The following is a 13,898-nucleotide window of genomic DNA, read 5'->3' as shown; positions in this document are numbered from 1 at the left end:
GGTACCGGAAGTCCAGGGGGAGGGGCGCCGATCGACGGCGCTATCGTCTGCCCGGTGGAGATCGAATCCCTTCTCGAAGACCTGGACAGCGGCGACGCCGCCCGCGTGGAGAACGCCGTCGCACGGCTGACGGAGCGGGCCGGCACCGTCGTGCCGGCGCTGTTGCGGGGCGTCGCGGGCGCGCGGTCGACCGAGGACATGCGGCCGGTCATGCGCGCCTTGCGGCACATCGGTCCGCCGGCGTTCGACGCCGTGGTGGCGGCCTGGCGCCAGAAGGAGGTGTCGGACCGGCACGCGAACTGGCTCCTCGGGGTGTTCGACGAGCGCTGTGCCGAGCAGTACGCGGCGCTGGCGGCCGATCCGGGCCGGGGTGCCTCGGAAAGCGGTTTCGAGGGGCTGACCAGGCTGCGGGTGGCGTCCGACGCCGGGTTGCGGGCGCTGGTGGGCCGCTTGGCGCCCGGCCGGTACGTCCCCTACCGCGCGTCCGCCTACGCCCGCATGCTGCACGACTCCGCCCGGCCCCGGCTGCTCGCCATGCGCCGCGACCCGGCCGTGTCCCCGGCGATGCGGCGCGGCGCGATGGCGGCGCTGGTGGCCGGCGGCGGCACCGACGCGCTCGACGACCGCGATCGTGCGGTGATCGAGAGGCTCATACGGATCAAGATCCTCGACGAGACCCCGCGGCTTCCGTCCTCGACCCTCAGCGGGTGGTGGATGGCCGTGCCGGGCGCGTCGTACGAGGGGATGTTCGATGCGCTGGGGCTGCACGACCGGCGGCCCGTCACCGCCGCCGCCGGCGTCGCGGCGGTGGAGGAGCAGCCGATCCGGGTGCCCGGACCCGGCGGCACGTCACGCGGCGTGGGCAGGGTCTTCGTCACCCCCGAACTGGACGGCTGGCGCCTGCTCTTCGGCCCCTTCGCCCTGCTCGTCGGCGCCTCGTGGGACGAGATGGTGGCGACGGTCGAGCGGGTCAGCGCCCACTGCGGCCGGGCGCAGTTCTTCTTCCTGGACGACGCCGCCGGGTCCGATGTGTGGATGGTCGCCGAGAACGGCCGCGTGATCCGTCGGTACGCCGCCGAGGACGACCCGGAATGGGTGGGCGACCCGCTGCCGTGGGAGACCCTCGCGGCCGACGACCCGGACATCGACGCCGAGTACGACGAGGCCCCGGCGGAAGCCGGCACGGCGGGCGCCAGGACCGCCTGCCGGTACCTGTCGGTCGACCCGGGCGAGGTCGGCCCGGACACCGAGGTGCGCGGCCACGGCTGGCTGGCCCTCACTGCGCCCGGCGTCGGTCACGGAGCGTTCCCCGGGATCCTCCGCATCTGAGCCGGCCCCGCCGGGCGGTGCTCAGCGGACCCGGATACGCAGCGCCTCAGCCGTCGGGCTCCGCTCCGCCCGCGGCGCGCAGACCTCCCGCAGCCGCCCCTCGGGCAGCCGCGACAGGAGTATGCCGGGGATGCTGTCCTCCCGGGTGACGAGCACCGCGCCCGAGATGTGTTCGGCGAGGGCCAGGGCGCCGGGACGGCTGAGCGGGGTGATGGACAGGCCGACGGCCTCCAGCGGGATCAGCGTGTCCACGATGTGCCAGACCCCCGCGTCGATCTCGTCGTGGACGAGCGCGCGCGGCACCAGGGGGAAGTCGGTCGTCACATACGTGTGCTCGTCCGCCGGGAACTGCGCGTGGGTGAGCCGCTGATGGTCGTCCGAGGCGGGGTCGATCCCGATGCGCGGGCGGGACGGCAGGTCGCGCCGGCCCACCACGACCAGGCTCCCCGGGGCGTAGTAGGTGCCGGGGCCGACCGGCAGGACGAGCCGTCCGGAGCCGGCCGTGACCAGGTCCTCGGCGGCGCCCGCGGACATGACGGCGATGTCCGCCTCGCCGGTGTCCACGGCGGCGAGCCGGGCCGCGGCGCCGCCCACCAGCCCGATGGTGGTGGTGGCGCCCGACCCGGCGAACACGTCGGCGACACCGCCGGCGATCGACACGGACTCCGCGGGGGACGAGGGCGGCAGCAGCACGTGCACGGGCGCGAGACGTGCCGCCGCCCACAGCCGCGCGGTGTCCATCTCGGTGACGAACGTCCCCTGGTGGCCCCGGGACACGAGACCGACCGCGCCGCCGCCCCGCAGGTCGCGGAAGGCCTTCTGCACGGTGCCCGAGCCGATGCCGAGCCGGTTCTGATACTCGGTGGTGGTGGGCAGCCGCCCCGCGACTCCGATGCGGAGGATGTCGCGGGCGATGGCCTCAAGCGGGGTGTCCCCGGCGGATTCACTCATCGATGCCAACGTTTTCCCGACCTCGCGTGGGCATCCGCGCCCGGTGTGCGCGGCGGGTCCGCTCAGGCCAGCAGCTCCTTGGCCGCGTCGACCGGCTTTCCACCGTGCACGATAGCGCTCAGCGCCGTGAGCACCTTCTCCGGCTCCGCCGCGCGGAAGACCCGGCGGCCGAACATCACACCGCCCCCGCCCGCGGTGACCGCCCGGTGGGCGAGCGAGAGCGTGTCCAGCGGGTCGTCCCCGCCCTTCCCGCCGGCGAGCAGCACCGGGACGTAGGTGCTCCCGGTGACCTCGGCCCACGCCTCCGCCGACCCGGGCCACAGCGCCTTCACCAGGTCGGCGCCGATGTCCGCCGAGATGCGGCAGTACATGCTCATCACGGCGGCGGACAGCGCCTCGGGGTCGTCGCCCTCCAGGGCCGAGCGCGGCTCGATGATCAGGCCGATCCCGAGCCGCTCGCAGTCGCGGGCGATCCGCGCGTTGCGCTCGATCTCGGCGCGCTCCAGCCGGCTGTCGCGCTGGCCGACGTAGAGGTAGGTCATGACCGCGTCCACGCCGGCCGCCGCCACCGCGTCGAGATCGGCGAGCTGGGCCAGCACCCCCTCGCCCCGCCCGTCGCGGCCGGGCGTGTAGATGCCGCGCGCGTGGTTCTTCCAGTCCAGGTGGAGGACGAGGGCGGGCCGGTCGCGGCCGGTGAACGTGTCCTCCAGCAGCGGCAGCATCCCGGGGGTGATCATGACGCCGTCGGCGGCGCGCAGGCGCGGGAAGGCGGAGCGGATCTCCGCCGTGGTCCGCAGGCCGGCCGGGGGGCCGCTGTTCACCCCGTGCGAGGCGGCCACGACGACAGCGCGTCCGCTCTCGGGGCGTACGAGACGTCCCAGGCGGATCTTCTTGCCGGTTCTGGCGTCCATGACACTCCAGGATTCGTTCGAGCGTGCAGATTGCAGAAAACTGAATACTGAGCCTAGGATGTGTCCCACCGGGTGTCAACCGACCGCCCCGCACGACGGACGCCGGCCGCGCGCCCGCCGTCCGTCCGGCCCGCCCCTCACTCCTGGAGTCACCCCATGGCCGATCTCGAAGCCGCTCTCGCCCTCATCGCCGGGGAGCTGGACGCGGAAGCCGTGCGCACCGACGCCCCGGCGCTGGCCGCGTCGAGCCACGACTCATGGCCCCTGTCCACCAAACTCGCGCGCCTCGACGTCCACGACCACCGGGCCGACGCCGTCGTCGCCGTCACCGACGCCGGGCAGATCCCCGCCGTCCTCGCCGCCGCCGCCCGCCACGACATACCGGTGACCGTCCGGGCGCTCGGCTCCTCCGTCACGGGCCAGCCGCTGCCGGTGCGCGGCGGCATCGTCCTCGACGTCTCGGGCCTCCCCGCCACCTGGCAGCTCGACACGGAGAACATGACGGTCGACGTCTCCGCCGGGTACAACGGCGGCCGACTCGAGGACGAGCTGCGCACCCGCGGCTGGACCCTCGGCCACTCGCCCCAGTCACTGCACCGCTCCAGCGTCGGCGGCTGGCTCGCGACGCTCGCGACCGGCCAGTTCTCCTCCTACTACGGCGGCATCGAGGACCTCGCGGTCGCCTACACCGTGGTCCTCGCCACCGGCGAGGAGCTGCGCCTGTCCGCCTCCCCGCGCGCGGCGATGGGACCCGACCTCCGCCGGCTCTTCCTGGGGTCGGAGGGCACCCTCGGCGTCATCACCGCCGTGCGCCTCAAGGTCTTCCCCCTGCCCGAGACCCGCCTGCTGGAGACCTACGAGCTGCCCGACGTGGCGCAGGGCGTCGCCGTGCTGCGCGCGCAGGCGGCGGCCGGGCTCCGCCCGTTCCTCCTGCGCCTCTACGACCCGGCGGAAGCCCGGCACGCCCTGCGGGACGAGACGCTCACCGCGCCCGTGCTGTTCGCGGGCACGCAGGGCCTCACCGACATCGCACGCGCCGAACTGGCCGCCCTCACCCGCATCGTCGAGGAACACGGCGGCAAGGCCGTCGGCGCCGGAGGCGCCGAGGCGTGGATGGAGCGCCGCTTCGACTTCTCCGGCGTCGAGAACCTGCTGGCCGAGGACGGGGGCTTCGCCGAGACCATCGAGGTGGCCCACACCTGGAGCCACGTCCTGCCGCTGTACCGCGACCTGACCGAGAGCCTCGCCCCCCTGGCCGACGAGGTGCTCGCCCACTTCTCCCACGTCTACACCCAGGGCACGTCGCTCTACCTCATCCTCCGCGGCCACGCCGCGGACGACCGCGCGGCCGTCGAGCGGCTGCGCACCGTCTGGGCCACCGCCATGGACGTGTGCCTGCGCCACGGGGCGGAGCTGTCCCACCACCACGGCGGCGGTCTCGCCCGTTCCCCGTACACCCGCCGTTCGCTCGGCGCCTCCCACCTGCTGCTGCGCAGGCTGAAGGCCGCCCTCGACCCCAACGGCACCCTCAACCCCGGAAAACTCGGGCTCTAGGAAGGCGCCAAGAACAATGTGGTTCCTTGGTATCGACATCGGTACGACGCACGTGAAGGTCGTCGGCGTCACCGCTGACGGCACCGTGCTGCCGGCCGAGCGCCGCCGTACCCCCGTCAGGCTCCACGGCGGGCTCCCGTTCCACCACGCCGAGGACGTGTGGCGCGAGACGGCCGACCTGGTCGCCCAGTACGCGTCCGGCACGGCCGCTCCGCACGGCGCCCTGGGCGGCGCCTGTGTCGCCTCCTTCGGCCAGGAGGAGTCGGTGGCCGTGGACGCCGCCGGCCGCGAGGTCCACCCCTCGCTGGCCTGGTGGGAGACCGGGCACGGCGGCGCCCTCGCCCCGGGCGTCGCCGAGTGGTTCGACTCGCCCGAGCACTACGCCGTCTCCGGCATGCGGCTGCGCCCGAACCAGACCCCCGCGCGTCTCGCGCACCTGCGCGCGCACGACCCGGACGCCTGGGCACGGACCGCCCGCTGGGTCGACTTCGGCACCTACACCATGTGGCGCCTGACCGGGCGCTGGGCGGCCGCCTCGTCCCAGATCACGCACAGCCAGCTCTTCGACCTGGCCGGCCTGGTCCCCGACCGGCCCAGCATGGACGCGCTCGGCGTCGAACCCGGCCTGTTCCCCGACGTCCTGCCGACCGGCGCGCCCCTCGGAGAGATCACGCCCGGCGCGCTGGGGGTGCGCCTCGCACCGGGAGCCACCGTGCACGTCGGCGGGCACGACCAGGTGATCGCCGCCCGGGCCGTCGCCGCCGCGCTGGCCGACGCGGAGGGGGCCGGGGAGGCTCCCAACGTCTTCGACTCCATCGGCACCTCCGAGTACCTGATGGTCACCACCGGCATCTGCCGTCCCGGCCGCCGCGCCTACGACCTGGGAGTCGACCACGAACGCTCCTGGCTCGCCGACGGCTACGTCCTCGGTCACCCCGTCCCGTCGGGCAAGATCATCCAGCTCCTCGCCGAACTCTTCTTCGCCGGCGACTTCGACGCGCTGTTCGGCACCCTCGGCGGTGAGGCACGCGCCCTGCCGTCGCTGCGGATGACCGTCTCCGCCATGGACGACACCGACCAGGGGCTGCTTTCCCTCGACGGCATCCCCGCCGGGGCCACCCCCGCCGACATCGCCCGCCTGTGCCTGGACACCATCGGCGACCGGGTGCGAGGCACCGTCACGGCGCTGTGCGAACTGGCCGGCACGCGCCCGCGGTCCGTCGCCCTCATGGGATCCCTGTTCCGCAGGCCCGAGATGGTGGCGCACCGCAGGTCCCGGTGGGACACGCCCCTGCGCGTGAGCGAGCTGGCCGAGCCCGTCGCCACCGGAGCCGCGCGCATCGCCCTGGAACGCGCCACCGACCGGGAAGGTGCCCGATGACCGTCGCCATCGCCTCGCTGAACACCGCCGTCGAACGGCACCTCACCGTGGACGGGCACCGGCCCGGCAGCGTCCACCGCCTCGCCGCCGACCGGACCCTGGCCGGCGGCAAGGGCGTCAACGTCGCACGCGTCCTCACCCAGCTCGCAGCGGCGGGCGCGCCGCCGGCCCGGCCGCACCTCTTCGGCTTCCTGGGCGGCCCGACCGGGCGCCTGGTCGCCGAACTGCTCGGCGGCGAGGGCCTGGAGGGCACCTGGCGCCCCAGCGCCGGGGGCACCCGGATCTGCGAGGTGCTCGTGGACCTCGCCGACCCCGAGGGCGCCACCGTCTACAACGCGTCCGGGCCGCGCATCGCGGCCGCGGAGCTGGCGGACCTCGAAGAGACGGTCGCGCCCCTGATCGCCGATGCCGGCGCGCTCGTCTGCACCGGCAGCCTGCCGCCGGGAGTCCCGGACGACTTCTACGGCCGGCTCATCACCGCGGCCCGCCGCTCGGGGACCCTCAGCGTCCTCGACGCCCACGGTCGGGTCCTGCGCGCCGGCGCCGCCGCCGGGCCCGACATCGTCAAGGTCAACCGCGACGAACTCCTCGGCGCGGGCGGCGGATCGGAGCACGGCCCGGTGCCGGGCTGGCTCGGCGCCGGCGTCCGGTGCGTCATCGTCACCGACGGCGCGCGCCCGACCCGCGCGCTCACCCCCGACGGGTGGTACGAGGTGACGGCCCCCGCCGTCCCCACCCGCAGCGCCGTCGGCTCCGGGGACGCCTTCTGCGCCGGCCTCGTCCACAGCCTGGTCACCGGAGATCCCGGCACCCCCTGGCGGGACCACCTGCGGTTCGCCGCCGCCTGCGGCGCGTCCAACGCCGCGTCCCTGACCGCCGGGCTGGCACCCGACCAGCCCCCCGCGGCCCTCATCGCCCGCGCCGGGATCACCGGCACGCCACCGGGCACCGACGGACCGGCGGCCTTCCTCGCGCCGCCCCGGCCCTGACCCCACCGCGCCCCGCGCGGAGCCACGGAACAACGCCGTTTCGGCCACTCACCTCGGAGGTCATGGTGGACAGCACCACCCGGTCACGGACCGGCCACATGAAGAACGTCGTCCTGATCACGCTCATCACCGCCGTCGGCGGATTCCTCTTCGGATTCGACAACGGTGCCATCTCCGGCTCCACCGGCTTCCTCCAGGAACGCTTCGGGCTCGGCTCCGGCGGCATCGGCTGGGTCACCTCCTGCATCATCGTCGGCTGCATCATCGGGGTCGTCGTCGCCGGCCGGCTCAGCGACCTCGTCGGCCGCAAGAAGGTCCTCCTCGCCACCGCCGTCGTCTTCCTCGTCGGCGCCGTCGGCGAGGCACTCGCCCCGAACGTGGACATGCTCGTCGCCGCGCGGATGCTCGTCGGGATCGGCATCGGCATCGAGACCACCATCGCCCCGCTGTACATAGCGGAGGTCGCGCCCTCCCACCTCAGGGGCCGCATGGTGTCGTTCAACCAGTTGTTCAACACCGTCGGGAACCTGGTGGTCTTCACCGTCAGCGCCCTGATCTCCCGGGCCAACAGCGAATCCTGGAACGTCGAGCACGGCTGGCGCTACGTCTTCGGCGTCGGTGTCGTCCCCGCCGTGCTGTTCTTCTGCCTGCTGTTCATCGTCCCGGAGAGCCCCCGCTGGCTGATCGGCCACGGCAGGGAGGACCTCGGCCGCGCCGTGCTGAGGAGGATCAACCCCACCGACCGGGACGCCGACCGGCAGTTCGACGAGATCAGGGCGACCCTCGGCCAGGAGGGCGGCGCCGGGCTGCGGGACCTGTGGGCGCCCCGGCTCAGGAAGGCCCTCGTCATCGGCTTCGGCGTCGCGCTCTTCCAGCAGATCACCGGGATCAACGCGATCTTCTACTACGCCCCCGAGGTCTTCAAGGACGCGGGCCTGGAGACGAACGACGCGCTCTCCAGCACCGTCCTCATCGGGGTGACGCTGGTCCTCGCCACCCTGGTGTCCCTGTGGATCGTGGACCGGGTCGGACGCCGCACCCTGCTGCTGTTCGGCGCCACCGGCATGACCATCACGCTGGCGTGCACCGGGCTCCTCTTCCGCGCCGCGTCCCCCAACCCCACGCTGCTGCTGGTCTTCATCCTCGGGTACGTCGCCGTCTTCGCGGTGTCCTTCGGCACCGTGGCCTACATCATCATCTCCGAGATCTTCCCGAGCCATGTGCGGGGAGTCGCCGCTTCCGTGGCCACCTTCGCCCTCTGGGGCGGCAACTACCTGGTCTCCCAGTTCTTCCCGGTGCTGGTCGACCACATAGGTTCCTCCGGGACCTTCTTCATCTTCGCCGGCACCTCGCTGGTCGCCCTGGTCTTCACTTTCAGCATGGTCCCGGAGACGAAGAACAAGACGCTGGAGGAGGTCGAGCGCGAGCTGTACGGCACGGGGCCGGCCCTGCCGGCCACCGGGACGATTCCCAGGCAGCCCTGACGAGTCCGGGGCGGGAGACCTCTCCCGCCCCGACCCCGGGGGCGGCGGGACCGTGGCGGGGACCGCAATGTCGATTGCATAAAACTGTGGCGCTACGTATAGTCATGCCATCGATTGCGAAGGAGGCGATGGCAGTGCGTGCTGCGGTGGCGGGAGCGAGCGGCTACGCGGGGGGCGAGATCCTCCGTCTGCTGCTCCAGCACCCCGAGGTCGAGATCGGTGCCCTCACGGCACACTCCAACGCCGGCGCGGCCCTCGGGGCCAGTCAGCCCCACCTGCTCCCGCTGGCCGACCGCGTCCTCGAACCCATGACCGCCGACACCCTCGCCGGCCATGATGTCGTCTTCCTCGCTCTCCCGCACGGCCAGTCCGCCGCCGTCGCGGAACAGCTCGGCGACGGGGTCCTCGTCGTCGACTGCGGCGCCGACTTCCGGCTGCGGGACGCCGCCGAGTGGGAACGGTTCTACGGCTCCGCGCACGCCGGCACCTGGCCGTACGGCCTCCCGGAGCTGCCCGGCGCCCGCGACGCCCTGCGCGGCACCCGGCGCATCGCCGTCCCCGGCTGCTACCCCACCTCCGTCACCCTCGCCCTGTTCCCGGCCTACGCCGCCGGGCTCGCCGAGCCGGAGGCCGTCGTCGTCGCCGCGTCCGGCACATCGGGCGCGGGCCGCGCCGCCAAGCCGCACCTGATCGGCAGCGAGGTCATGGGCGCGATGAGCCCCTACGGAGTCGGCGGCGTCCACCGGCACACCCCCGAGATGAGCCAGAACCTCTCGGCCGTCGCGGGCGAACGCGTCACCGTGTCGTTCACGCCCACCCTCGCGCCGATGCCCCGCGGCATCCTCGCCACCTGCTCCGCCAAGGCACGGCCGGGGGTCACGGCGGCGGCGCTGCGCGAGGCGTACGCGAAGGCGTTCTCCGGCGAGCCGTTCGTCCATCTGCTGCCCGAGGGGCAGTGGCCGACGACCGGCGCCGTCGTCGGCTCCAACACGGCGCACGTCCAGGTCGCGCACGACGCGTCCGCCGGGCGCGTCATCGTGATCTGCGCCATCGACAACCTGACCAAGGGCACCGCCGGCGGCGCCGTCCAGAGCATGAACATCGCCCTCGGCCTCCCCGAGGAGCTGGGCCTGCCCGCGACCGGGATCGCCCCGTGACGGTCACCGCCGCCAGGGGCTTCCGGGCCGCGGGCGTGGCGGCCGGTCTCGCGGAGGGCGGCGTCCCCGACCTCGCGCTCGTCGTGAACGACGGCCCCGGCTCGGCCGCCGCCGGCGTGTTCACGGCCAACCGGGTCCAGGCGGCGCCCGTCCTGTGGTCCCGGCAGGTCCTGGCCGGCGGCCGGGTCACCGCCGTCGTCCTCAACTCCGGCGGCGCCAACGCCTGCACCGGCCCCCTCGGCTTCCAGGACACGCACGCCGCCGCCGAGCACGCCGCCGCCGTCCTCGGCCACAACGCCGCCGAGACCGCCGTCGCCTCCGCCGGCCCGCTCGGCGTCCGCCTGCCCATGGACCGGCTGCTGCCCGGCATCGACCAAGCCGCCGCCGCGCTGTCCCCGCACGGCGGCGACCGGGCCGCCCTCGCCATCCGCACCACCGACGCCGTCCCCAAGACGGCCGTCGCCGAACGCGACGGCTGGACGGTCGGCGGCATGGCCAAGGGCGCGGGGGCACTCGCCCCCGCGCTCGCCACCCTCGTCGTCGTCCTCACCACCGACGCCGACATCGACCCCCCGGCCCTCGACCGCGCGCTGCGGGCGGCGACCCGCGCGACGTTCGACCGCGTCGACGCCGCCGGCTTCGTCTCCACGAACGACACGGTCCTGCTCCTCGCCTCCGGCGCGTCCGGCACGATTCCGGACGAGGACACGTTCGCCGAGGCCGTCCTCGCCGTGTGCGCCGACCTCGCGCGGCAGATCGTCCAGGACGCCGATGGCGCGGGCAAGCACCTCCGCGTCGAGGTGACGGGCGCCGCCAGCGAGGACGACGCGGTCGAGGCCGCCCGCGCGATCGCCCGCAGCGGCGGCGTCAAGAGCGCCGCCCACCGCGAGGAGACGGGCGGCGGCTGCGTCCTCGCGGCCATCGGCACGGCGTCCGCCGCGTTCGAACCGCACCGCCTCGCCGTCGCCGTCAACGGCGTGCCGGTCTGCCGCGACGGGCAGGTCGTCCCCGGCCACCCCCCGGTCGACCTGCGGTTCCGCGAGGTCCGCATCACCGCCGACCTGGCAGCGGGCGACGCGTCCGCCACCGTCCTGACCAACGACCTGACCGCCGACCACGCCCAGGAGAACGGCGCCCACCGCTCATGACCGCAGCCGGTACCACCCGCAAGCACACCGCCCTCCCCAAGGCACGGATCCTCATCGAGGCCCTGCCCTGGCTCACCCGCCACCACGGCAGGACCGTCGTCATCAAGTTCGGCGGCAACGCCATGGTCGACGAGGAGCTGAAGGCCGCGTTCGCGCAGGACGTCGTGTTCCTCCGGCACGCCGGCCTGCGGCCCGTCGTCGTCCACGGCGGCGGTCCCCAGATCAGCGCCCAGCTCGACCGCCTCGGCATGACCTCCGAGTTCAAGGCCGGCCTGCGCGTCACCACGCCCGAGACGATGGACGTCGTCCGGATGGTCCTCGCCGGCCAGGTGCAGCGCGAACTCGTCGGCCTCCTCAACCGCCACGGCCCCCTCGCCGTCGGCATGACCGGCGAGGACGCCCACCTGATGACCGCCGTGCGGCGCTTCGCCGACATCGACGGCGAACGCGTGGACATCGGCCGCGTCGGCGACATCACCGCCACCGACACCGGCGCCGTCGAGGCGCTGCTCGCCGACGGCCGCATCCCCGTCATCTCCTCCATCGCCCGCAGCGCCGACGACCACCACGTCTACAACGTCAACGCCGACACCGCGGCCGCCGCGCTCGCCGCCGCCCTCGGCGCCGAGACGCTCATGGTGCTCACGGACGTCGAGGGCCTGTACGCCGACTGGCCCGCGAGCGACGAGGTCATCAGCCGGCTCACCGTCGGGGAGCTGGAGAAGCTGCTGCCCGACCTGTCCAGCGGCATGGTGCCGAAGATGGAGGGCTGCCTCCACGCCGTGCGCAACGGGGTCCGCACCGCCCGCGTCATCGACGGGCGCGTGCCGCACTCGATCCTGCTGGAGATCTTCACGGACGAGGGCATCGGCACGATGGTCGTCCCCGACGAGCCCGCCCCCGCCACCGACGCCATCCACGAGAACGGAGCCGAGCCGTCATGAGCAACGAGTCGCTGACCGCGCGCTGGCAGGGCGCGCTGATGAACAACTACGGCACCCCCCGCATCCCTCTCGTGCGCGGCGAGGGCGCCCGCTTCTGGGACGCCGACGGCACCGAGTACACCGACTTCGTCGGTGGCATCGCCGTCAACTCCCTCGGTACGGCGCACCCCGCGGTGGTGCGGGCGGTCTCCGAGCAGGTCGCCACCCTCGGCCATGTCTCCAACCTGTTCATCGCCGAGCCGACCGTCGCCCTCGCCGAGCGGCTCATCGCCCTCACCGGCCGCGCCGGCCGCGCGTTCTTCTGCAACTCCGGCACCGAGGCGCTGGAGGCGGCCTTCAAGATCGGCCGGCTCACCGGACGCACCCACATGGTCGCCACGCAGGGCGGCTTCCACGGCCGGACGATGGGCGCTCTCGCGCTCACCGGCCAGCCCGCGAAGCAGCGGGGCTTCCAGCCGCTGCCCGGCGACGTCACGCACGTGCCGTTCGGCGACGTGGCGGCCCTGCGCGCCGCCGTCACGACGGACACCGCCCTCGTCGTGCTGGAGCCCATGCAGGGCGAGAACGGCGTCGTCGTCCCGCCCGCCGGCTACCTGACGGCCGCACGCGAGATCACCCGGGCCACCGGCACGCTCCTCGTCGTGGACGAGGTGCAGACGGGCATCGGGCGCACGGGCCAGTGGTTCGCCTGCCAGGCCGAGGGCGTCGAACCCGACGTCATCACCCTCGCGAAGGGCCTGGCGGCCGGCATGCCGATCGGTGCCGTCCTCGCCTTCGGCGACGCCGCCGACCTCATCGCGCCCGGCGGTCACGGCACGACCTTCGGCGGCAACCCGGTGTCCTGCGCCGCCGCCCTCGCCGTCCTCGACACGATCGAGTCCGAGGGGCTGCTCCAGCATGTGAAGCGGACGGGCGAGCGTCTGCAGAACGGGATCAGGGACCTCGGCCACCCGCTGGTCGCCGGCGTCAGGGGCGCGGGCCTGCTGATCGGTATCGTGCTGTCCGAGCCCGTCGCGCCGCAGGTGCAGCAGGCGGCCCAGGACGAGGGTTTCCTCGTGAACGCCGCCGTGCCCGGCGCCGTACGGCTCGCGCCGCCCCTGATCATCGGCGACGCGGAGGTGGACGCGCTGCTCGCGGCGCTGCCCGGCATCCTGGACCGGGCGGCCCACGCGGCGAACGGCAGATGACCCGGAGGGGGAGCATGAGCGAGGATCGGCGGCCGGTGGAGGACACACCCCGGAACCCTGCGGCCGGCGGCCCGGCCGTACCGCAGACGCGGGCGGCGAGGCACCGCCGGATCGTGGACATCCTCAACCGGCTGCCGGTGCGGTCGCAGAGCCAGCTCGCCAAGCTCCTCGCCGACGACGGGCTGAGCGTCACCCAGGCGACGCTCAGCCGCGACCTCGACGAACTGGGCGCCGTCAAGATCCGCAACTCGGGCGGCGAGCTGATCTACGCCGTCCCGAGCGAGGGCGGTTTCCGCACGCCCCGCGCGCCGCTGGGGGAGTCGGCGAAGGAGGAGCGGATGGCCCGCCTGGCCGGTGAACTCCTCATCTCGGCCGAGGCGTCGGCGAACCTGGTGGTCCTGCGCACGCCGCCGGGCGCGGCGCAGTTCCTGGCCTCGGCGATCGACCAGGCGGAGGTGCACGACATCCTCGGCACGATCGCGGGCGACGACACGGTGCTGCTGATCAGCCGCGACCCGCTGGGCGGCCAGTCGCTCGCCGACCACCTGCTGCGCCTGGCGCAGCGGCAGAAGGAAGAGCCCGTGCCCTGACGGGCGGCCGCACGCGCTGCCCCGGCGGCGGACGGTCGTCACCCCGCCCGTCCCGGGGGCCGGTGCACGGCGTGACGTCCGCCGCGCGGCGCCCCTGCGGTCCGGATCCGGCCGGAGCCGGGGACCGTGGCGTCCGTGCCATGCACCGGGGGCGAGCGGGTCCTCCTGCGCGGCACGCCCGAACATGTCCGACACCGGCATCCCGGCCGGGCGGCGCCGCGATGACGGCTGCCCCGTGCGGTCCGCGCGGGGCTTCCGAACGACCCGGCGGCC

Annotated in this window: 12 protein-coding genes; 10 read left to right on the top strand and 2 right to left on the bottom strand. The window is 74.2% G+C overall.

What is annotated here, in order from left to right:
• The first annotated feature begins 54 nt into the window (after positions 1-54).
• Entirely contained in the window at positions 55-1,329 is a 1,275-nt protein-coding gene (locus EMA09_RS02690) for a hypothetical protein (RefSeq protein ID WP_129838515.1), read from the top strand.
• 21 nt (positions 1,330-1,350) lie between these two features.
• On the opposite strand, the gene EMA09_RS02685 is transcribed toward EMA09_RS02690, so the two are convergent.
• On the bottom strand, positions 1,351-2,280 hold the full coding sequence (locus tag EMA09_RS02685) for a YhfZ family protein (protein WP_129838513.1): 930 nt from the start codon (positions 2,278-2,280) through the stop codon (positions 1,351-1,353).
• 62 nt (positions 2,281-2,342) lie between these two features.
• Positions 2,343-3,191, bottom strand: coding sequence for a hypothetical protein (locus EMA09_RS02680; protein ID WP_129838511.1), 849 nt, complete (start codon positions 3,189-3,191; stop codon positions 2,343-2,345).
• 156 nt (positions 3,192-3,347) lie between these two features.
• Here EMA09_RS02680 and EMA09_RS02675 point away from each other — a divergent pair, with 156 nt between their 5' ends.
• The 9 genes from EMA09_RS02675 (at position 3,348) to EMA09_RS02635 (ending at position 13,625) form a co-directional block, all read left to right on the top strand.
• A complete protein-coding gene (locus EMA09_RS02675; RefSeq protein ID WP_129838509.1) occupies positions 3,348-4,745 on the top strand; it encodes an FAD-binding oxidoreductase in 1,398 nt (465 codons plus the stop codon).
• Positions 4,746-4,761: 16 nt separating this feature from the next.
• Positions 4,762-6,126 carry an FGGY family carbohydrate kinase gene (locus tag EMA09_RS02670; RefSeq protein ID WP_129838507.1) on the top strand — a complete coding sequence of 455 codons (1,365 nt, stop codon included), beginning with the start codon at positions 4,762-4,764 and terminating at the stop codon, positions 6,124-6,126.
• A complete protein-coding gene (locus EMA09_RS02665) occupies positions 6,123-7,115 on the top strand; it encodes a PfkB family carbohydrate kinase (RefSeq protein ID WP_129838506.1) in 993 nt (330 codons plus the stop codon). The genes EMA09_RS02670 and EMA09_RS02665 overlap by 4 nt, the downstream gene beginning before the upstream one ends.
• A gap of 62 nt (positions 7,116-7,177) precedes the next feature.
• Positions 7,178-8,599, top strand: a complete 1,422-nt coding sequence (locus EMA09_RS02660) for a sugar porter family MFS transporter (RefSeq protein WP_129838504.1) — start codon at positions 7,178-7,180, stop codon at positions 8,597-8,599.
• A gap of 128 nt (positions 8,600-8,727) precedes the next feature.
• Positions 8,728-9,756, top strand: a complete 1,029-nt coding sequence (gene argC, locus EMA09_RS02655) for an N-acetyl-gamma-glutamyl-phosphate reductase (RefSeq protein WP_129838502.1) — start codon at positions 8,728-8,730, stop codon at positions 9,754-9,756.
• Positions 9,753-10,904 carry a bifunctional glutamate N-acetyltransferase/amino-acid acetyltransferase ArgJ gene (gene argJ, locus EMA09_RS02650; protein ID WP_129838500.1) on the top strand — a complete coding sequence of 384 codons (1,152 nt, stop codon included), beginning with the start codon at positions 9,753-9,755 and terminating at the stop codon, positions 10,902-10,904. The genes argC and argJ overlap by 4 nt, the downstream gene beginning before the upstream one ends.
• A complete protein-coding gene (gene argB, locus EMA09_RS02645) occupies positions 10,901-11,848 on the top strand; it encodes an acetylglutamate kinase (protein WP_129838498.1) in 948 nt (315 codons plus the stop codon). Before argJ ends, argB begins: the two co-directional genes overlap by 4 nt.
• Complete coding sequence (locus tag EMA09_RS02640; protein ID WP_129838496.1) at positions 11,845-13,035, top strand: acetylornithine transaminase; 1,191 nt, start codon at positions 11,845-11,847, stop codon at positions 13,033-13,035. The genes argB and EMA09_RS02640 overlap by 4 nt, the downstream gene beginning before the upstream one ends.
• Before the next feature lie 14 nt (positions 13,036-13,049).
• Positions 13,050-13,625, top strand: a complete 576-nt coding sequence (locus EMA09_RS02635) for an arginine repressor (RefSeq protein WP_129838494.1) — start codon at positions 13,050-13,052, stop codon at positions 13,623-13,625.
• Positions 13,626-13,898 lie beyond the last annotated feature (273 nt).

Origin of the sequence: Streptomyces sp. RFCAC02 (genome assembly GCF_004193175.1) — a bacterium.
Classification (GTDB): domain Bacteria; phylum Actinomycetota; class Actinomycetes; order Streptomycetales; family Streptomycetaceae; genus Streptomyces.
This window is presented reverse-complemented; position numbering and strand designations above follow the sequence as displayed.

Coding starts and splice junctions, on each gene's coding strand:
- EMA09_RS02640 (WP_129838496.1), top strand. CDS start 11,845: ATGAGCAACGAGTCGCTGACCGCGCGCTGGCAGGGCGCGCTGATGAAC.
- EMA09_RS02670 (WP_129838507.1), top strand. CDS start 4,762: ATGTGGTTCCTTGGTATCGACATCGGTACGACGCACGTGAAGGTCGTC.
- EMA09_RS02675 (WP_129838509.1), top strand. CDS start 3,348: ATGGCCGATCTCGAAGCCGCTCTCGCCCTCATCGCCGGGGAGCTGGAC.
- EMA09_RS02680 (WP_129838511.1), bottom strand. CDS start 3,191: ATGGACGCCAGAACCGGCAAGAAGATCCGCCTGGGACGTCTCGTACGC.
- argB (WP_129838498.1), top strand. CDS start 10,901: ATGACCGCAGCCGGTACCACCCGCAAGCACACCGCCCTCCCCAAGGCA.
- EMA09_RS02665 (WP_129838506.1), top strand. CDS start 6,123: ATGACCGTCGCCATCGCCTCGCTGAACACCGCCGTCGAACGGCACCTC.
- EMA09_RS02635 (WP_129838494.1), top strand. CDS start 13,050: ATGAGCGAGGATCGGCGGCCGGTGGAGGACACACCCCGGAACCCTGCG.
- argC (WP_129838502.1), top strand. CDS start 8,728: ATGGCAGTGCGTGCTGCGGTGGCGGGAGCGAGCGGCTACGCGGGGGGC.
- EMA09_RS02685 (WP_129838513.1), bottom strand. CDS start 2,280: ATGAGTGAATCCGCCGGGGACACCCCGCTTGAGGCCATCGCCCGCGAC.
- EMA09_RS02660 (WP_129838504.1), top strand. CDS start 7,178: ATGGTGGACAGCACCACCCGGTCACGGACCGGCCACATGAAGAACGTC.